The organism is Kaistia sp. UC242_56, from assembly GCF_044452255.1.
In the GTDB taxonomy this organism is placed as follows: domain Bacteria; phylum Pseudomonadota; class Alphaproteobacteria; order Rhizobiales; family Kaistiaceae; genus Kaistia; species Kaistia defluvii_A.
The window spans coordinates 4,185,491-4,204,626 of the sequence record NZ_JBIOAN010000002.1; the positions used below are offsets into that span (position 1 = coordinate 4,185,491).

19 protein-coding genes and 1 pseudogene are annotated in these 19,136 nt (G+C 64.8%); 10 read left to right on the plus strand and 10 right to left on the minus strand.

From position 1 onward, the window contains the following. The first annotated feature begins 131 nt into the window (after nt 1–131). The 4 genes from ACHMWQ_RS22420 to ACHMWQ_RS22435 all read left to right on the plus strand — a co-directional run bounded on the left by ACHMWQ_RS22420 (nt 132) and on the right by ACHMWQ_RS22435 (nt 1,982). Nucleotides 132–488, plus strand: coding sequence for an ArsR/SmtB family transcription factor (locus ACHMWQ_RS22420; RefSeq protein WP_396309170.1), 357 nt, complete (start codon nt 132–134; stop codon nt 486–488). Then, nucleotides 463–951 (plus strand): SRPBCC family protein, encoded by a 489-nt coding sequence (locus ACHMWQ_RS22425; protein ID WP_396309171.1) that lies wholly within the window; start codon nt 463–465, stop codon nt 949–951. The genes ACHMWQ_RS22420 and ACHMWQ_RS22425 overlap by 26 nt, the downstream gene beginning before the upstream one ends. Before the next feature lie 16 nt (nt 952–967). Then, on the plus strand, nt 968–1,105 hold the full coding sequence (locus ACHMWQ_RS22430) for a DUF1349 domain-containing protein (RefSeq protein ID WP_396309172.1): 138 nt from the start codon (nt 968–970) through the stop codon (nt 1,103–1,105). A 166-nt stretch (nt 1,106–1,271) separates the two neighbouring features. After that, a complete protein-coding gene (locus ACHMWQ_RS22435; protein WP_396309511.1) occupies nt 1,272–1,982 on the plus strand; it encodes a L,D-transpeptidase family protein in 711 nt (236 codons plus the stop codon). Between the two features lie 96 nt (nt 1,983–2,078). Here the strand turns inward: ACHMWQ_RS22435 and ACHMWQ_RS22440 are convergent, their stop codons facing one another. From ACHMWQ_RS22440 to ACHMWQ_RS22470, 7 genes and pseudogenes are all read right to left on the minus strand, one after another. After that, the gene (locus ACHMWQ_RS22440; protein WP_396309173.1) at nt 2,079–3,167 is read right to left on the minus strand and encodes an ABC transporter ATP-binding protein; all 1,089 of its coding nucleotides are present in this window, start codon (nt 3,165–3,167) and stop codon (nt 2,079–2,081) included. Nucleotides 3,168–3,258: 91 nt separating this feature from the next. Next, nucleotides 3,259–4,493 (minus strand): annotated as a pseudogene (locus ACHMWQ_RS22445) (PotD/PotF family extracellular solute-binding protein). A gap of 124 nt (nt 4,494–4,617) precedes the next feature. Beyond that, nucleotides 4,618–5,466, minus strand: coding sequence for an ABC transporter permease (locus ACHMWQ_RS22450; protein WP_354551060.1), 849 nt, complete (start codon nt 5,464–5,466; stop codon nt 4,618–4,620). Nucleotides 5,467–5,472: 6 nt separating this feature from the next. Then, on the minus strand, nt 5,473–6,375 hold the full coding sequence (locus ACHMWQ_RS22455) for an ABC transporter permease (RefSeq protein WP_396309512.1): 903 nt from the start codon (nt 6,373–6,375) through the stop codon (nt 5,473–5,475). A 35-nt stretch (nt 6,376–6,410) separates the two neighbouring features. Further along, complete coding sequence (locus ACHMWQ_RS22460; RefSeq protein WP_396309174.1) at nt 6,411–7,487, minus strand: ABC transporter ATP-binding protein; 1,077 nt, start codon at nt 7,485–7,487, stop codon at nt 6,411–6,413. A 155-nt stretch (nt 7,488–7,642) separates the two neighbouring features. Beyond that, a complete protein-coding gene (locus ACHMWQ_RS22465) occupies nt 7,643–8,614 on the minus strand; it encodes a cyclase family protein (protein WP_396309175.1) in 972 nt (323 codons plus the stop codon). 30 nt (nt 8,615–8,644) lie between these two features. After that, nucleotides 8,645–9,454, minus strand: a complete 810-nt coding sequence (locus ACHMWQ_RS22470) for a carbon-nitrogen hydrolase family protein (RefSeq protein WP_396309176.1) — start codon at nt 9,452–9,454, stop codon at nt 8,645–8,647. Nucleotides 9,455–9,717: 263 nt separating this feature from the next. Between ACHMWQ_RS22470 and ACHMWQ_RS22475 the strand changes: the two genes are divergently transcribed. Further along, on the plus strand, nt 9,718–10,446 hold the full coding sequence (locus tag ACHMWQ_RS22475; RefSeq protein ID WP_396309177.1) for a GntR family transcriptional regulator: 729 nt from the start codon (nt 9,718–9,720) through the stop codon (nt 10,444–10,446). On the opposite strand, the gene ACHMWQ_RS22480 is transcribed toward ACHMWQ_RS22475, so the two are convergent. Further along, nucleotides 10,430–10,690, minus strand: coding sequence for a hypothetical protein (locus tag ACHMWQ_RS22480; protein ID WP_396309178.1), 261 nt, complete (start codon nt 10,688–10,690; stop codon nt 10,430–10,432). The genes ACHMWQ_RS22475 and ACHMWQ_RS22480 overlap by 17 nt on opposite strands. A gap of 79 nt (nt 10,691–10,769) precedes the next feature. On the opposite strand from ACHMWQ_RS22480, the gene ACHMWQ_RS22485 reads away from it, so the two are divergent. From ACHMWQ_RS22485 to ACHMWQ_RS22500, 4 genes are all read left to right on the plus strand, one after another. After that, on the plus strand, nt 10,770–10,928 hold the full coding sequence (locus tag ACHMWQ_RS22485) for a hypothetical protein (RefSeq protein ID WP_396309179.1): 159 nt from the start codon (nt 10,770–10,772) through the stop codon (nt 10,926–10,928). A gap of 250 nt (nt 10,929–11,178) precedes the next feature. Next, the gene (locus tag ACHMWQ_RS22490) at nt 11,179–11,889 is read left to right on the plus strand and encodes an autoinducer binding domain-containing protein (protein WP_396309180.1); all 711 of its coding nucleotides are present in this window, start codon (nt 11,179–11,181) and stop codon (nt 11,887–11,889) included. Nucleotides 11,890–12,568: 679 nt separating this feature from the next. Continuing rightward, nucleotides 12,569–13,246: a CBS domain-containing protein gene (locus ACHMWQ_RS22495; protein ID WP_396309181.1), complete on the plus strand. Its 678-nt coding sequence runs from the start codon at nt 12,569–12,571 to the stop codon at nt 13,244–13,246. Then, a complete protein-coding gene (locus ACHMWQ_RS22500; protein ID WP_396309182.1) occupies nt 13,243–14,226 on the plus strand; it encodes a zinc-dependent alcohol dehydrogenase family protein in 984 nt (327 codons plus the stop codon). The genes ACHMWQ_RS22495 and ACHMWQ_RS22500 overlap by 4 nt, the downstream gene beginning before the upstream one ends. A 184-nt stretch (nt 14,227–14,410) precedes the next feature. On the opposite strand, the gene ACHMWQ_RS22505 is transcribed toward ACHMWQ_RS22500, so the two are convergent. Both ACHMWQ_RS22505 and ACHMWQ_RS22510 read right to left on the minus strand, forming a co-directional pair. After that, nucleotides 14,411–15,250: a universal stress protein gene (locus ACHMWQ_RS22505; RefSeq protein WP_396309183.1), complete on the minus strand. Its 840-nt coding sequence runs from the start codon at nt 15,248–15,250 to the stop codon at nt 14,411–14,413. Between the two features lie 53 nt (nt 15,251–15,303). Further along, a complete protein-coding gene (locus ACHMWQ_RS22510) occupies nt 15,304–17,700 on the minus strand; it encodes a phosphoketolase (protein ID WP_396309184.1) in 2,397 nt (798 codons plus the stop codon). A 179-nt stretch (nt 17,701–17,879) separates the two neighbouring features. On the opposite strand from ACHMWQ_RS22510, the gene ACHMWQ_RS22515 reads away from it, so the two are divergent. After that, nucleotides 17,880–19,070 carry an acetate/propionate family kinase gene (locus tag ACHMWQ_RS22515; RefSeq protein WP_396309185.1) on the plus strand — a complete coding sequence of 397 codons (1,191 nt, stop codon included), beginning with the start codon at nt 17,880–17,882 and terminating at the stop codon, nt 19,068–19,070. Nucleotides 19,071–19,136: the final 66 nt, after the last annotated feature.

The following is a 19,136-nucleotide window of genomic DNA, read 5'->3' on the forward strand; positions in this document are numbered from 1 at the left end:
CAACCGGCAACGCAGACCGGGGCGGCCAACCTCCGCCTCCCCGGTCCCAAATCGAGCTGAAGCGCCCTCCCCCCGAACCCAGGTCCTCCCATTTTCTTTGACCGGCTGCACAGGCCCTGATACTAAGGCACATGCCTTACCGTTCGTCGCCACTCGATCTCGCCTTCCACGCACTCAGCGACCCGACGCGTCGCGCCGTGGTCTCGCGGCTGGCCGAGGGCGAGGTGCAGGTCAGCGCGCTGGCAGAGCCTTTCGACATGGCGCTGCCTTCCTTCGTCCAGCATCTCAAGGTGCTGGAGGATTGCGGCCTGATCGCCAGCGAGAAACGCGGCCGCAGCCGCTGGTGCCGGCTGGTGCAGCCGCGCTTCGAGGAAGCGGCGGACTGGATGGAAGCGGAGCGTCGACGCTGGGCCCAGCGGCTGGATCGGCTGGAAGCTTATTTGGACAGGAGGGAGGCGGAGGATGAAGGACATGACAAATCTGTTTGAGACCTGGTCGCTTGATCGGGAAATCGTGCTGGTGAAGCTTCTCGATCACCCGCGCGAAAAGGTCTTCGCCGCCTGGATGGACCCCGCGGCCTTGGCCGAATGGTATGGCCCGGCCGGCCTTCGCATCGAAAGCCACGAGGCCGATATCCGCGAGGGCGGGCTCTGGCGGTTCGACATGGTGGGCGTGTTCGAAGGCCGGGAGCAGCGCTTCCCCAACCTGATGCGCTTTCTCGAGATCGTGCCGAACGAGCGGATCGTGATGGACTATGGCACGCCCGCCGACGACGATCCCGAGCGCTTTCGCATGACCGTGACGTTCGACGAACAGTCCGACGGCAAGACGGTCCTGACCTTGCGCCAGCTGCATCCGAGCGCCCAGCGGCGTCGGGAGGTCATCGGCTTCGGCGCGGTGGAATATGGGCTGCAGACGCTGGACGGGCTCGCCGCCTGGCTGGATCGATGAGCCTGTATGGCAGCTGATGCGGCTCTGCCCGTTCCCGGACAACCGCGACGTGCGAGTCGGGCCGATGGCCTGCTCGCCGCAGCGCGCCGGCTTCCAGGTTCGATTCACGCGCTTCCAGCTCGGCGCCCCGATCGCCAACCCGCTGCACGGCTAGTTTTCGCGACCCTTTTGCAACGCTGAGCCATGACATGGCGACGCAGCGACACGCTGCGTTTGCCAATCGAGCGGTTTGGCGGCAATGTCAGTTCGGCAAGATTTTCGCTGCTGTGCGCCGAAGTCTTTCGGGGGGCGGGCAACAGGACATGGGACACTCCGACATCATGATCATGGACCGTATGTTTGCCGGTGGCGATGCGCTGCCTGAGGAAGCTCTGCCCGAAGCCGGGCCGGGGCAGCTTAACCGCCGATCGTTTCTGCTGGGTTCCGCCCTCGGTCTCGGTGCGCTGAGCCTGACCGGTTGCGCGTCCTCGGGCGGCATGAGCCACGCCGAGGCGGTTCGGGCCTATGGACCGGTGGCCGACGACAAATTCCCGATCGCCGCCGTGGATATCAGCAAGGTCGATCCAAAATATTATCGTCGCACCGTGCGCTATCCCAGCAAGGAAGCGCCGGGAACGATCATCATCGACCCCGCCAAGCATTACGTCTATCGCATCGAGGGCGACGGAAATGCCACCCGCTACGGCGCCAATGTCGGCCGCGAGGGCTTCCTGTGGAGCGGCGAGGCCTATGTCGGGCGCAAGGCCGAATGGCCGACCTGGACGCCGCCCAAGGAGATGATCGCGCGCCAGCCCGAGGCCGGAAAATATGCCGCCGGCATGCCGGGGGGGCCCGACAATCCGCTCGGCGCGCGCACGCTCTATCTCTATCAGGACGGCAAGTACACGCTCTACACGATCTACAGCACCCGCGTGGCCCGCTCGATCGGAACCGGCGTGACCAGCGGCTGCACGGGCCTGCTGACGCAGGACATGCTCGACCTCTATGCGCGCACGCCGGTCAACACCAAGGTGCTCGTCCTCCCCGCCTAGTCGAGAGCCGACGAAGCAGCTCAGCGGGTCCGGGGCAGTCTGCCGTCAAGCAGCGGCAGACGCCTCGATCGCGGCTTCGCCGTGGCCTTGGCCCACTCAGGCCGCGATCACGGTCGCACGGTCGGGCAGCCAGGTCAGGACGAGGTCGCGACCGTCGGCGAAGGTGTCATCCGGATATTTGTCGACATGCGCCTCGAGCGCGACGGTGCGCGCATCCGGCAGCACGACGGCCAAACGCCGCACATTGCCGACCCGATGGCTGCGAGCGATCCGCGCGGCGATGGCGTTGCCAGGCTGCACATCGCCGGCCCCCTGCACCTTGAGGTCGATCGCCTCGGCCGGAATGACGATCTTGGCGCGCTCACCGGCGGCGATCGCGCCATTGGCGACGCCGACCAGCCGGCCGATTGGCGTATCGACTGCGACATGCCCGCCCTCGACCGTCCCGATGACGCCATCAAACACCGTATTGCGGCCGATGAACTGCGCCACGAAAGCCGTGTTGGGCCGCGTGTAGAGCTCGTGCGGCCGGCTGATCTGCTCCACGCGGCCGCGATTCATCACCACGATCCGGTCCGAGAGCGACAGCGCCTCCGACTGCGCATGCGTGACGAAGACGAAGGTGATGCCCAGCGTGCGCTGCAGCAGCTTCAGCTCGTTCTGGATCGACTTGCGCAGATTGGCATCCAGCGCGCCGAGCGGCTCGTCGAGCAGCAGGATATCGGGCTCGACCACCAGGCCGCGGGCGAGCGCGATCCGCTGCCTCTGGCCCCCGGAGAGCTTGTCGGGGCGGCGATCGGCAATGTCCTCCAGCCCCAGATTGGCGATCATGCGCTCGACCTTGGCGTCGCGCTCGGCCTTGGCCATGCCCTTCACTTCGAGGCCGTAGCCGATGTTGCGGCGGACGGTCATGTGCGGGAACAGCGCGTAGCTCTGGAAGATCGTCGAGGTCGGGCGGCGCTCCGGCGGCAGGTCGTTGACCCGCTGGCCACGAATGCGGATGTCGCCCGAGGTGATCGATTCAAACCCCGCGATCATCCGCAGCGTCGTCGTCTTGCCGCAGCCCGACGGTCCCAGGAAGGCGATGAACTCGCCCTTGGTCACCGACAGGTCGAAATTGGCGACGGCGGTGGTGCCATCGTCATAGGTCTTGCCGAGATTGATCAGTTCGAGATCGTAGCCCACGGGAGTCTCCTGGTGCCGGGCGCGGACGCGATCGCGCATTCGGTTGGAGGAGCGGCGTCGACAAACGCCGCTCCAATTGGTGGAAGCCGCGTCAGGCGCTGAGGAATTCGTCCCACTTCTGTACGAGGTGGTCATCTCCTCCGGCCACTGGTGCCAGTAGGCGACATTGGCCGCGCGCTGCTCCAGCGAGCCGCCGTCGCGCAGATCGCCTTCCTTAATGCCGCGCTCGGGCGCGCCGACCCAGGGCTTGCCCTCGTACCAGAAGGCATACTTTTCCGGCGCCATGAACTGCTTCAGATTGGTCGAGGGCGAGTAGTAGCCCTGCTCCGAAACGGCGATGCCCGGAGGGCCCGACAGCCAGTAATCGGCATAGGCGGCGACCGCTTCCTTGTTGGGCGAGGAAGCGAGCATGGCCGGGCCGATGGCCCAACCGCGATAGCCTTCCTTCGGCACGGCGTAGCGGCAGGCCTTGCCCTGCGCCTTGACGGCCATGACCGCCGGCTGCCAGGCGTCGCAGACGACCATTTCGCCCGAAGCCAGCAGGTTGACGAGCTCGCCGAAATCGCCCCAGAGCGCGCGGAACTGGCCGTCCTTCTTCTTGGCGATCAGGAACTTGATCGCCTCGTCGATCTCGGCGGGCGACGGGTTGGCCGGGTTCTTCACCTCGGAAAGGCCGAGCGTGTTCATCGCCATGAACACCTGGCCGAGCGCGGTCAGCGGATCGGTGTTGAGGCCGGACTTGCCCTTCCACTTCGGGTCGAACAGCGCCGTCCAGCTATTGGCTTCCTCGTCGGAAACGATCTCGGGATTGTAGCCGACCGAGTCGTAGTTGTAGACGGCGGGCACCAGCCAGAGCTTGGTCTGGCCTTCATCGGCCCAGATCTGGCCGGTGATCTGCGCGTTGGCGGCCCACTTGTCGTTCGGCTTGGTGAAGGTGTCGCGAATGTTGGCCCAGTTCTTCAGGGCGCTGACCGGCACGGCTTCGACATTGTTGGTCATGACGACGGCCGGCAGCCGTTCGACATTGGTTTCCCAGCAATCATAGTCGGCCGATCCGGAAAGGATCTTGGTCTGCGCATCGGGATGGGTCGAGGCCGTTCCCGAAACCGAGCCGACGCCCGATGCGGTCTTGAAGTCGGCCAGGATGCGTTCCTGCACGGTGACCGACAGGCCGATCGTCCGAAGGCTCTCATTTGCCAGCGCGCTGTCCTGCGCGAAGGCCCGCGAGGCCGAGGCGAAGGGCACGCTGCCCGCCGCAACTGCCATTGCACCTGCGCCCGCACCCTTGAGCAGGAAGCGACGCGTCATCTCCATTTGTTTGTTCATGGTCCACCTCGGTCTGGTTTTGCCTGCTGCTTTTGTTATGACCGGCACCCGTCAGGCGGCGGGGCCGGAACACGCGGGGGACGAGGCGGAAGAGCCGCCTCCTTCTTGAATGACGGGCGGGCGGTCAGGCCGCCTCCTCCTGGACTGCAACCTGCTTGGCGCGCCGTACGGACAGGCCCATCAGCACCCCGTAGACGCTGAGCAGCGCGAAGGAGAACAGGGTCGTCAGCACGCCGAAGGCGAAGATGTTGGGATGGATCTCGACGGAGAACGTGCCGTAGATCGCCAAGGGCAGCGTCAGGTCGCGGCCGGAGGCGAACAGCGTGCGCGAGAACTCGTCATAGCTGAGCGTAAAGGCGAACATCATCGCCGACAGCACGCCCGGGAAGATTAGCGGGAACGTCACCTTTCGAAAGGTCCGCGCCGGCGACACGCCCAGCGACCAGGAGGCTTCCTCGACGCTCTGGTCGAAGCGGTTGAAGATCGCCAGCATCACGAGGAAGGCGAAGGGATAGGTGTAGACGACGTGCAGGACGAAAGCCGTGCCCCACCAATGACGGTCGATGCCCAGCACGTTCGAGACCAGCGACATGCCGAGGCCGACCAGCAGGCCCGGCACCATCATGCCGAGCACGATCAGGTAGAAGACGACGCCCGAACCCTTGAAGCGGCTGCGGAAAGCCTGGGCCGACATGACGCCGAGCGTGGTCGAGACGACCATGGTCATGAAGGCGAGCGCCAGCGAGCGCAGCAGCCCGGAGCCGACCGGCAGCGGCGCGATGCGGCTCGGCGGCACCAGGCCGAGCAGGTGCCGGTACCAGTAGGTCGACCACTCGACGATGGGGAATTGCGGCCCGCCTTCCGGTCCCGTCTGGAAGGAGATGATGGCGAGCACCACCATCGGCGCATAGAGGAAGGTCAGGAACAGGACGATGTAGAGGCCGAGCGCTGGCTTCACGAATGTCGACTGCATGATCGCTCAGAGCTCCTTGCGCAGGTTCACGACGCGCAGCAGACCCGCCACGACGACGCCGATGATGAGGGTGAGCACCACGCCGATCACCGAGGCGAAGGCCCATTTCAGCGAACCGACCTGGGTGACGATGATGTTGCCGAGCAGGTTGACCTTGCGGCCCGACAGCGCCGCCGAGGTCGCGAACTCGCCCAGCACCATGACCGAGACGAAGATCGAGCCGACGACGACGCCCGGCAGCGACAGCGGCAGGATGATCGTGCGGAAGATGCGGCCGAAGCCGGCGCCGAGATCGCGTGCCGCCTCGATGATGTTGGGATCGATGCGGCCGAGCATGAAGGCGATCGGGCCGACCATGAACACGCAGTAGATCTGCGTCATGCCGATCACGACCGAGAGCTCGGAGAACAGCAGCGCATCGATCGGCGCGCTGGTGATGCCGAGCCATTGCAGCACGATGTTGATCGCGCCTTCCTTGCCGAGCATCGGCCGCCAGGCCAGCACGCGGATCAAGAACGAGGTCCAGAAGGGAATGACGCAGAGCGTCAGCAGCACCGTCTGCAGCGTCTTGTTCTTGACGAACAGGCCGACGAACAGCCCCGCCGGGTAGCCGACCAGGATGGTCGCGAACAGCACGGTCAGCCAGATCCGGACGGTGGTCCAGAGCGCCGAGAGATAGGTGTCGCTGGAGAAGAAGGTGGTCCAGCTCTTCGTCGTCAGCACCGGCTGGATGGCGAAGGTCGTCTGGGTCCAGAACGAGACGTAGAGGATCATGCCGATCGGCAGGACGAGGAACAGCAGCATCCAGAGGACGCCCGGCGCGATCAGCCAATAGGCCGTGCGCTGGCGCGACCGGCGGGCGGTGGACTGGGCGGCCGGGAGTTCGGCGGCAGCGGCGGTGGTGGTCATCGTCATGGAAGGCTGTCCCTTGTCCATCGGCGCGCTCACGCGAACACCAGCGCGTCGCGCGTCTGCCAGGTCAGGCTGTAGCGCTGCTTCTCGGCATAGGCCGGCGCCTCGCGGAGGCTGAGATGGTCCTCGACCTCGATCACGCGGCCATCGTCGAGGGCGAAGAAGGAAAGCACGGCCGCGCCGGAATATTCGCTGGCGATGAAGGTGCCGCCGACGCTTTCCTCGCCGTCGCCCGCCCCTGCCCCTTGCGGCTTCACCGCGATCTTGTCCTGCCGGATGGCATAGGCCGGCGCCGTATCGACCGAGCGGACAGAGGCGGTGGCAATCGCGAAGCGGCCGACGGGACCGACGAACTCACCGCCGTCACGAACGCCCGGGAAGATATTGTAGCAATTAAGGAAACGCGCGATTTCCGCGCTGGCCGGCTGGCTATAGATGGTGTCCGGCAGATCGGACTGGGCGATACGCCCATTGGCGAGCACGATCACCGTATCGCCCATGGCCAGCGCCTCGGTCTCGCTGCCGGTCACATGCAGGAAGGTGACACCGAGCCGTTCGCGAATGGCGCGCAGCTCGTCGCGCATGCGCGTCCGCAGATTGGCGTCGAGCGCGCCGAGCGGCTCGTCGAGCAGCACCAGCTTCGGCTCCGTGACCAGCGTCCGCGCCAGGGCCACGCGCTGGCGCTGGCCGCCGGAAATCTGCGCGATGCCGCGATCCTCCAGCCCCGTCAGGCCGACCAGTTCGATCATCGCGGCGACGCGGTCGCGCCGCTCGGCCGCCGGCATCGCGCCGATGGCGCGGTTTTCCAGCCCGAAGCCGATATTGCGCGCCACGCTCAGATGCGGAAACAGCGCGAAATTCTGGAACACGAAGCCGATATGGCGCTGGTAGGTCGGAACATCGTCGACCCGCTTGCCATCCAGGATAACGTCGCCGCGATCCGGCTCGTCAAACCCGGCGATGACGCGCAGAAGCGTGGTCTTGCCCGAGCCGCTGGGACCCAGCAGCGAGATATAGCTGTCGCCGCTGAGTGCGAGATTAATCCCCCGGAGAACCGGAGTTCCGCCGAAGCCCTTTTCGACGGCGTGCAACTGCAGCAATGGTGACATGGCTCTGGTTCCCTGCATTCGACGTCCGGGCGAAGGCCGCGTCTCTGCGGACGCATGTCTGCCTTCCCGGCAGCGGCCCTGATGAGGCGCTGCCGGTTCCTGGATGCGGTGTTCGTCATGGAGCGCGGCCACCCCTTGGGGCGCGCCGCGATCGATCAGTTGGACAGCGGCATCGCCACCGGGCGCATCGGCGCGCCCGTCGCGCCGCGCAGCTTGATGCAGGCGCCGAAGAAGGCGAACTCGTAGCAGCGCGCCTCCGACATCTCCTCGAGATTGATCATCTCGAGCAGCGGCACGCCGGCCTCCGCCAGGAGGTAGGTGTGGACCGGGAAGAAGTTGATCGGATCCGGCGTCGGCGTCTGCTCGACGGTGAGGTTGTCCGCGCCGATCATGATGGCGCCGTTCTTGGCCAGGAATTCCGCGCCCTCGCGGTTGATGCCGGGCGTATTGGCGACGAAAGCCATGTCCGGCCAGAGGCGCATCTGGCCCGTGCGGATCAGCACGACGTCACCCAAGTTCAGCTTGATGTTCTGGTGCGCCAGGCAGCCCTTGAGGTCATCCTCGCCGATCGCGTGGCTGGGCGGCAGGACGTCGACGCCATGCAGCGCGGCGACATCCAGCATCACGCCGCGCGCAAAGATCGGCGGATGCAGTTCCGGGCCCGCCACGTTCCAGCTGCGGCTGCCAAGGTGATCCTTGGCGCTGTAATCGTTGAAGATCTTCCCGTTATAGCCGAAGTGATTCAGCGTATCGATATGCGTGCCGCAGTGGGTGTACATCGAGATGCCGTCGCCGGAATAGGCGACCAGCGTATTCGCCTCGATGCCCTTGTTCATGCTGTCCGCGACGATCTCGCCGGCCGGCGTATGCGTCATCCAGATCTGATAGGGCTGGTCGCCGGCGCCGAACCAGCCCGGCATGCCGATGAAATGATCGACCGAGAGATCGAAGACCTTGCTGGCATCGGCCCGGCTCAGGATCGCCGACCGCGATTCCCCATCGATCAGGTTGAGCATGCCGATCTGGTCGTTCTTGCCGAACGGACTTTTCGTTACTTTATGGAACTCGGCGTTATAGGCGATGATCTTGTCTTTCGTCGCCGCGTCCACGTAACAAGCAACACACATACCGATATCCCCTCTCCGTCTCTTATTGGCTCAAAGTCGATAGGTTTCGGGCTTCCGATCCTTGAACGGCGCGATCTCGAATTCCCCCGACTCGAAGATGATCGTCTTGTTGCGCGCCCGATCCAGGTCGACCTCGGCCGCGAACAGGCCCGTCTCCGTCCCGGCATGGGCAATTACCTTGCCGATCGGATCGACGATCTGGCTCGACCCGAGAAAGGTGGTGCCGTCCTCGCTGTCATTACGGTTGGCCGCCAGGAAATAGACGAAGTTCTCGGCGGCCCGGACCGGGGTAAACAGATCGGCCAGGATCCGCGACGCGACCGGCCAGTTGGTCGGCAGCACCACGATCTCGGCGCCGCTCAGCACCAGCGTGCGCACAACTTCCGGGAAGCGGATCTCGTAACAGATCGCCAGGCCGATCTTGCCGACCGGCGTGTCGAACACCGCCGGCTCGATCCCCTCCGGCTGGTCAACGAAACGATCGCCGCCGAGGAACGGCAGATGGCGCTTGCGATGCCGGCCGATGACGCCTTCCGGCCCGATCAGCAGCGCGGTGTTGTAGACATGGCCGCCATCCGCCTCGAACAGGCCGACGACCGCATGCATCGAAAGCTCGGCGCAGGCCGCCCGGATCCGCTCGATCTCCGGCCCCGTCGCCACGATCGCCGCCGCCTCGAGTTCGGACCGGTCGTTGTAGACGTAACCGGTCAGGCAGCATTCCGGGAAAACCGTGAGGACGATGCCCTCCGACGCCGCCTGTTCGATCCAGCGAACGACGGCTTCCGCGTTTTCCGCCGCCGCGCCCTTGATCGATCCGACCTGTGCAACCGCGATTTTCATCATGGCTCCGTGCGTGTATGATGGGAGTAGCATGTCACACTACACATGCAAGTCAACGACCCGAATGCACAGAAACGCGGCGCACGCCGACGCCTTGTTGAGCGATAGGTGAAATCCTGATCATTCACGCGCATCAACCGGGGATGGCGGTGAAAACATCCGGTTTCCGGGCACAATCCTGCGCTGCATGGGTGTGATCCATGCGACCTACCGGTATCGTGTCGCCAGAAATCGACCGCCGGCTCACCGAGAAGCGAACCTTGATGAAAAGCACAGACCTGCATCAGAAGAGCCTCGCGACACGGGTCTTCGAGATCGTCCGCAATGCGATCGTCGTCGGCGAATTCGCACCCGGCAGCCTGCATTCGGTCCAGGAGATCGCCGAGAAGCTCAACGTCTCCCGCACCCCGGTGCGCGAGGCCATGCTGAAGCTCGAGGAGCTCGGCATGATCAGCTTCGAGCGTAATCGCGGCGCCCGGATCCTGGAAACGACCGTGCATGATCTGGAGGAAATCTTCAGCCTGCGCGTGCTGCTCGAAGTGCCCGCCGCCTACCGCGCTGCGATGCGGATCACGCCGCCGGAACTGCGCAAGCTGCGCCAGTCGCTCGACGAGGTCGAGGAAGCGTACAAGTCGACCTCGACCAATGTCCGCGCTCATCTCGAGCCGGACGCGCGCTTCCATCGCACCATCGCGCTGATCTCCGGCAGCCGTCGCCTGGCCGGCATCCTCGACAACCTCTTCGACCAGCAGATGATCGCCGGTGGCACCTCGGGCGGCTTCACGCGCGAGATGGATTCGATCTATCGCGATCACGAGCGGATCTACGAGGAGATCGCCGCAAACAACCCGACCGGGGCCGCTGCCGCCATGCGCGACCACCTCGTCACCAGCGTCCGGGCCCTCGTCGTCAAGGAGACCGGCGACGCCGAGGCGGGCACCGTTTTCGGGCCGCTCTATGTCGACGTGCTCTCCCTCAACACGGAGGCCTGACATCGTCGATCGCCGCAACTATGCCGACCGCCTGGAACACGGCCGATTGCGGCTGCACCGCGAACCGTTCGACATGGAGGCGCTGATCGAAGAGGCCGCCGCGCGTTCGGCCGAGCCGGAGCAACTGGAATTCCATCCCGGCGCCGTCGCCGCCGTCGAAACGGATCGCGCGCGCTGCTCGAAGTGCTGTTGGACAACAACGCGCTGGAATATTCACCACCCAATCGCCTGTCGCGATCCGCATCGAACCCCGCGAAGACGGCGAACGAAGCGGCAACGCGGTCGGGAACTGGCCCGCCGTCGCCCTGCCGGATCCCGACCGGTTGTTCGACAAACACTATCGCGGCCCAGGCGCGAACCGGAAAAGCGGCTCGGGCCTCGGGCTCTACATCGTCCAGGGCATCGCCAGGCTGCTGGGCGTGGCGATGGCGCATGAGGTTGTCGAGGGGAAGGCTCGCTTCAACCTGCGCCCGCCATGCTGATGAACACGTCGCCATCGAGGACAATGACGATCTCCGCAGCGCGATCGTGGGAATCCTGCGCGGGAAGGCCATTCGGAGCGAATCCGGCCTGCCTGCGGTGCTTGGCCGTCAAGGTATTTCCCAATACGCATCGAATTGTCGCAGCATAGCCAAGTCTAACGAAATGGTAATTTGATAACGCGGACCCAGCCCCAATCTACCCAGCACGACAGGAACAATAACTTGGTCGGACTGGAGAATTCTATTGCACTTGCTGGATATAACCGCAAAGGCCGTGGCCGACATATGCAACGCGAATGACAAAATCGAGTTGAAATCAGTCATTCACTCCGCTGTACAATCGCTGGGATTCGACAGTTTCAATCTGGGTTCCGAGAAGACGGCCAAGGGTCAGTTCATGACCGACCCCACCCTGACCAACTGGTCCTATGACGACCTCGTGGCCTACGAGCGTAACGGATGGTCCGAACGGGATCCCTTGCTCGACTATGCCGCCAGCAGCGGAGCCCCCCTGCACTGGACCCATGCGACGTGGCAGGCCCAGAACCGGTTCGATTATCTTGAATATGTGCAATCGTCGGGGCTGGTGAGCGGCGTCACCGTGCCGCTGCTCAGCAAGCCGGACCAGATCAGCGCCCTGACGCTGCTGTCCTGGTCCGCTCGAGAGCACCACAAGGATGTCACCCAGGCCGCGGCCATCCTCGGCATGGTGGCGACCCAGCGCGCCGCGGCGATCGGACTGATCTCGGGACAGACTTCGGTTGGCAGCGCGAAATACCGCTCGCTCAGCCCGCTGCAGCGGGAAATCCTGAAATGGATGGCGGGCGGCAAGACGAACACCGAGATTGCAGTCATCCTCGGGCAGACCAAGCGCTCGATCGACTATCACGTCATCGAAATCCTGAAGAAGCTGGAAGTCAGCACCCGGACCCAGGCCGCGGCCATCTTCGCCTCTCTCTAAGACAAGGCGTCGCGCCCACGCGGCATACCTCATCAATATCTTTGAGACGTCAAGGCGATCAGCCTATAAGAGATCGAGGAGAGCCCGATCATGCAGCCACATGAGCGCCTAGCGGAAATGGAACGGCACTTGTCGCTTCTGGTGCATGAGGCGGAAGCGCTGGGGGAGCCGGAGCTCGCCAATACCCTGATCGAGGCCCTGCACCAAGCTCGCCGCTGCCACAGCCAGGCACGCCCAAAGGGGAGCCGGAAGGCCCCGGTCTCGGATGCGAAGGACGACTAGTCGCCCTCTCCTGCCCTGCAGATCCCAGGCAAGAACCGGTCGTATAGCTTCACCTTTTACCGCTACGTAATTTACCGGAGTTGTTTGCGACCTCTACCGGATGCTTCTCTGACGTCAAGCCAGGCGTGCGGGAGTAGCGTCATGCACAGGCTCGTTGAATATACTGGCCTTATTATAGCTGTGGCTGTACTGTTCTGGATCGCAAGCAAGATCACCGCGGATCTGACCCTGGGTTTCTAGCCTCATGGTTGCTCGATCCGCTCATTCAGCGCTTCGAGTCAGGCAAGGGTGGCCTTGATCCGGTTTTCTGGTCGCACAGCTATGGATGGGCAGGCTTCGCGATACGTCAGCACAGTCAACACAGATGCGGGAGATCGAAATGCTCGTGGATAGTGTCATGACCGCACCCGTCGTCAGCGCGGGATCCGATATGTCGATCCAAGACGCTGCCCGCCTCATGCTGGCGCGACGGATCAGCGGACTTCCCGTGGTCTCGCAAGACGGCAAGCTGCTTGGCGTGGTCAGCGAGGCCGACTTCCTGCAGCGGCCGGAGCTGGGAACCGAGCCGAAGCGGTCCTGGTGGCTGGAATGGCTGACCTCGGAAGGGGCCGAGGCCGACCAGTATGTCCACCTGCATGGCCGCAAGGTCGGCGAGGTGATGGCGCGCAATGTCGTGACGACGCGCAAGGATGCGCCGCTGGAAGAAGCCGTCGAACTAATGATCAAGCATCGCGTCAAGCGCCTGCCGGTCGTGGATCAGGGCAAGCTGGTGGGCATCCTGACCCGTTCGGACCTGATGCGGGCGATGCTCAAAATCCTGTCATCGGAACCGCGGCGCGTTTCGGATGACGAGCGAATTCGGGCCGACATCGAATCCGAGCTTGCCCGGCGAGGCTGGGGCGGTTTCATACGGGCGCAGGTCGAGAATGGCGAAGTTGAGCTGACCGGAACGATCTTCGACGATCGCAGCCGCTCCGCCGCCCGGGTCGCGGCCGAGAACGTTCCGGGCGTGAAGTCGGTCCGGGAAGAGCTCATCTATATCGAGCCGCTTTCCGGAATGGCGATTCTGCCGTGAGGGCCATGGTGCTGCGCGCCATCCGGCAACCCTTGGTGCAGGAGGAGCGGCCCGATCCTGTTCCGGGACCCGGCGAACTGCGCATCCGGGTCGAAGCCTGCGGCGTCTGTCGAACCGATCTGCATGTCGTCGATGGCGAACTCAGCCATATCCCGCTGCCCCTCATCCCAGGCCACGAGATCGTCGGTATCGTCGAGGCGCAAGGGGGCGGAGTCGCCTTTCCGCAGCTCGGCGCCCGCGTCGGCGTCCCCTGGCTCGCGCATACATGCGGACATTGTCCCTATTGCCGATCGGGCCGCGAAAACCTCTGCGACGAGCCGGCCTTCACCGGCTATACGCGCGATGGCGGCTTCGCGACCCATGTGGTGGCCGAGGCCGATTTCGCGTTTCCGCTCGATGGATTTGACGATCCCGTCGCCACGGCGCCGCTGATGTGCGCGGGCCTGATCGGCTGGCGTTCGCTCGTCATCGCCGGCAATGGCGAGCGGATCGGCCTCTACGGCTTCGGCGCCGCCGCCCATATCCTGGCGCAGGTCTGCCGGTGGCAGGGGCGCGATGTCTACGCGTTCACGCGGCCCGGCGACACGGCGGCGCAAGCCATGGCGCGCTCGCTCGGCGCGGTCTGGGTCGGCGGCTCGGACGAACTGCCGCCCGAACCGCTCGACGCGGCGATCCTCTTCGCGCCCGTCGGCGCGCTGGTGCCACAGGCGCTGCGAGCGGTCAAAAAGGGCGGCACGGTCGTCTGCGGCGGCATCCATATGAGCGACATTCCAAGCTTTCCCTACGAACTCCTCTGGAAAGAGCGTCGCCTGGTCTCGGTCGCCAATCTGACACGGCAGGACGGAATCGATTTCCTCGCCATCGCCGCGAAGGCGAGGATCCGCACGACCACGACCACATACCCGCTCGAAAAGGCAAATGAGGCGCTGGCCGATCTTCGCGCCGGCCGCTTCCAGGGCGCCGCCGTCCTGGTGCCCTGACCCGCATCTTCCATCGCGCTATCCGTTCACGCGCGGCGTGGCCCGAGCAGGACCGGGCCCTGGCCGGGCCGGGTGCGGTTCCATTGCCACCCGCTTCGGCGACGAGATAGAGGGTGACGATCAGCTCGATCGCCAGCATGAGCGGTATCGGCAGGATCGCCGGCGCGCCGGGAAATGCGGTTGGTCAATGCGAAAACAGGACGGGAAGACGTAGGTCGGAGAAAACCCCTTTGGTGGCGCCCCCCAGGATGAAATCACGGAGGCGCGTGTGTCCGAACCCGCCCATGACCATCAGATCCGCGCCGATCTCGAGTGCCGTTTCCTGCAAGGCTTCGGCGATTTCCCTGCCGCCCAGTTCAACGTTTCGCGCGAGAGCCTGAACACCACGTTTCTTTAGTGAAGCTGCCAAAGCTTCAGCAAGGTCGGGCGCTTCCAATGGCTTCTCATTTTGAACGGTCAGGACCGTGACGAAGGTATTCTGGGCCAGCAGGGGCATCAGATCGGCGAGTGCGCGGGCGGCGACTCGACTGCCATCCCAGGCTACCGCCACATGCCCAATCGGCTTTGATGTGGCCGATGGGGGAACCAGAATGACGGGTCTGCCGGCATCAAAGACGACCGACTGAGCCAGTTCTTGTATGACAAGGTTGTCAACGGCCCAGGGCACCAACGATACATCGTAGTACCTTGCCTCAATAGCCGCCGCATTTGCCGCCAGGCCGAGCATCAGCTTTTTGCTTGAGCATTGAGCCTTGATCCGTCCATCTGCCCACCGGTGAACCAGATCCTGAAGGCGAAGGCAGTCGGCCAGACTGTTCTCTTCCGTGGTTCGGATTAGCTCAGGGATGTTCAGCAGGAAATTGCCAATCGGTGAGCTCACGGGCGGGATTTTTACTGAGAAGGTCGTCGCTTGAAGCTCGCAACCCAGGGCTCCTGCAAAGGCTACGGCCGCAATGATGGACTCATCTGGGGCTAAACCGGGATACGTGATCAGGGGCATATAGGCGAGACGGGCATTCGTCATAGTGGGCTCCTTCGGTTGGGGGCCGTTTCCGGTTCTGCCGCCGCCCCGCTTCGTCACTCCGCGCCCGGCCAGCGCCAGTTGGCCACCATCGGCATGTCGGCGCCGTGTTCTCGGACGTAGTGATAGTGCTCGGTCAGCCGGTCCCGCATCGCCTGCTTGACGTAGGCCGCTGCGGCGCCGAGGCCCGGCACGCGGTCGACCACATCGGCGACCAGATGGAAACGGTCGAGCTCGTTGCGCACCACCATGTCGAAGGGCGTGGTGGTGGAGCCCTCCTCCTTGAAGCCGCGCACATGCATGTTTTCGTGGTTGGCCCGCTTGTAGGCGAGGCGATGGATCAGCCAGGGATAGCCGTGATAGGCGAAGATCACGGGCTTGCCGCGGGTGAACAATTCATCGAAATCGGCATCCGAAAGTCCGTGCGGATGCTCGGTCTTCGGCTGCAGCGTCATCAGGTCGACGACGTTGACGAGCCGCACCTTGAGGTCGGGAAGGTACTGGCGCAGCAGGTCGACGGCGGCCAGCGTCTCCAGCGTCGGGACGTCGCCACAGCATGCCATGACGACGTCCGGCTCGGCGCCGCGATCGTTGCTGGCCCATTCCCAGATGCCGATGCCGGTCGCGCAGTGCTTGATCGCCTCGTCCATGGTCAGCCATTGCGGACTGGGCTGCTTGCCCGCGACGATGACGTTGATGCGGTTCCAGCTGCGCAGGCAGTGGTCGGTGACATAGAGCAGCGTATTGGCGTCCGGCGGAAAGTAGACGCGGACGATCTCGGCCTTCTTGTTCACCACATGATCGACGAAGCCCGGATCCTGATGGCTGAAGCCGTTATGGTCCTGTCGCCAGACATGCGAGGTCAGCAGGTAGTTCAGCGATGCGATCGGCCGCCGCCACGCGACCTCCTTGGACGTCTTCAGCCATTTGGCGTGCTGGTTGAACATCGAATCCACGATGTGGATGAACGCCTCGTAGCACGAGAAGAAGCCGTGCCGGCCGGTGAGCAGATAGCCTTCGAGCCAGCCCTGGCAGGTATGCTCGCTGAGGATCTCCATCACCCTGCCATCGGGCGACAGGTGATCGTCCGAAGCCAGAATCTCGGCGTCCCAGGCCCGGCTGGTTACCTCGAACAGGTCCCGCAGCCGGTTGGACGCCGTCTCGTCGGGGCCGAAGACGCGGAAATTCCGGTTCGCCGCATTCTTCTCCATCACGTCGCGCAGGAAGCCGCCGCTGATCCGGGTCGCTTCGGCATTGGCGCCGCCCGGCTGATGCACGGCGACGGCGTAATCCCTGAAATCCGGCAGCTTGAGCGGCCGCATCAAGGCGCCGCCATTGGCATGTGGATTGGCGCTCATCCGCTTGTCGCCCACGGGCGCCAGCGCGGCGATTTCCGGCCGCAGCCTTCCCGCCGCGTCGAACAGCTCTTCTGGCACATAGCTGCGTAGCCATGCCTCCAGCAGGCCGAGATGTTCCGGCTTTTCCATGGTGAACGGCACCTGATGCGAGCGCCAGGAGCCCTCGGTCTGCTTGCCGTCCACCGTCTTCGGCCCGCTCCAGCCCTTGGGCGAGCGCAGCACGATCATCGGCCAGACCGGCCGCTCGGCCGTGCCGCCGCCGGCCCGGGCCTTCTGCTGGATGGCGCGGATCGAAGCGAAGGCGACGTCGAGGGCGGCCGCCATCTTCTGGTGCATCGCCATGGGCTCGTCGCCTTCGACGAAGATCGGCGCATAGCCATAGCCGCGCAGCAAGGCTTCGAGTTCGGCGTGTGGGATCCGGGCCAGCACGGTCGGATTGGCGATCTTGTAGCCGTTGAGATGCAGAAACGGCAGCACGGCGCCGTCATGGGCGGGGTTGAGGAACTTGTTGCCGTGCCAGGCGGTGGCGAGGGGGCCCGTCTCGGCCTCGCCGTCGCCCACGACGCAGGCCGCGACGAGATCCGGATTGTCGAAGACGGCGCCAAAGGCGTGGCTCAGCGAATAGCCGAGCTCGCCGCCCTCATGGATCGAACCCGGTGTATCCGGCGAGGCATGGCTGGGAATGCCGCCTGGAAAGGAAAACTGCCGGAACAGGCGGCCCATGCCCGCCTCGTCCTGCGAAATCTCGGGATAGAGCTCGCTATAGGTGCTTTCGAGCCAGGTGCTGGCGACGACGCCCGGCGCGCCATGCCCGGGCCCGGCAATGTAGAGCACACTCGCATGCTCGCGCTTTATCACCCGGTTCAGATGCGCGTAGATGAAGTTGAGGCCCGGCGTGGTGCCCCAGTGGCCGAGCAGGCGCGGCTTGACATGCGCCGGGGTCAGCGGCTCGCGCAGAAGCGGATTGGCCAGCAGATAGACCTGGCCGACGGAGAGATAGTTCGCCGCCCGCCACCAGGCGTTGATCAGCCGTACCTCGTCCGGCGACAAGGGCTGCGACCCCGCTCCGGATACGTCCTGTTCAGCGGTTGTCATACGGCACGCTCCGTTGTGAGGCCGCGAAGGATCCACTATGGCTTGCATTACCAAGAATAGCGCAATCGGCGGAAAAAGCCCGTGCGCTGGAGACTGCGGCGCCGCTGCAGGGGGCGCCTTGATTTGCATCAAGGCAAGGCCCGCGGCGAAACAGACGGGCCACGGAGGGGATCCGGACCATGACCGAAGCGATCCTGACCCTGAACGCCGGCTCCTCCAGCCTCAAATTCGCGCTGTTCCGCGTGGACCGCCCCGACACGCTGGCGCTTGCGCTGCGCGGCGAGATCGAGGCGATCACGGCCCATCCGCATTTCCAGGCCTGGGACGCCGACGGCAACGCGCTGGTCGACGAGCACTGGCCGGATGCTGCGGCCGGGGGCTCGCAGCCGCTGTTCGAAAAGGTGATCGACTGGACGGAGGCGCATCTTGGCCTGGACCGACTGATCGCCGTCGGCCACAGGGTGGTGCATGGCGGACCCGATCATGCCGAGCCCGAACGGGTGACGCCGGACCTCCTGGCAGCGCTGGACAGGATCACGCCGCTGGCGCCTCTGCACCAGCCCCAAAACCTCGCGCCGATCCGGGCGATCGCCGCCGCGCGACCCGATCTGCCGCAGGTCGCCTGCTTCGATACGGCCTTTCACCACACCATGCCGGCCGTCGCCAGCCGCTTTGCGCTGCCGCGCGAATACGAGGCCATGGCCATTCGCCGCTACGGCTTTCACGGCCTGTCCTATGAATCCATCGCCAGCCGCCTGCCCGACCTCGCGCCCGCCTTGGCCCGCGGCCGGGTGATCGTGGCGCATCTCGGCAATGGCGCCAGCCTCTGCGCGCTGGATCACGGACGCAGCATCGATACGACCATGGGGTTCAGCGCGCTGGACGGCCTGGTGATGGGCACGCGGCCCGGCACGCTCGATCCCGGCGTCATTCTTTATCTGCTGCAGGAGCGGGGGATGACGGCCAGCGAGGTCGAGGATCTTCTCTACCGCCGGTCGGGCCTACTCGGCGTTTCGGGCGGGATTTCCAGCGACATGCGCACCCTGCTCGAAAGCCCGGATCCGCGGGCCGCCGAGGCGGTGGAACTGTTCACCTACCGGATTGGCCGCGAAGCCGGGGGGCTGGCGAGTTCGCTCGGCGGGCTCGATGGTCTGATCTTCACGGCGGGGATCGGCGAGCACGCGCCGCCCATACGGGCCGCAGTCTGCCAGCGGCTGGAATGGCTGGGCGTCGTGCTGGACCCCGCAGCCAACGAACGCGGCGACGCGCTCATCAGCGCGCCGCAAAGCCGGGTCGAGGTGCGCGTGATCGCGACCGACGAGGAGAAGATGATCGCACGGCACACCCTGGCGAGTGTCGGGCTGACCTAGCCGCGCGGCGCGCCACCCTGCGCTCACCCGAAACGGGGTGAAGGCAGAGCGGCGTGGGCACCAAAG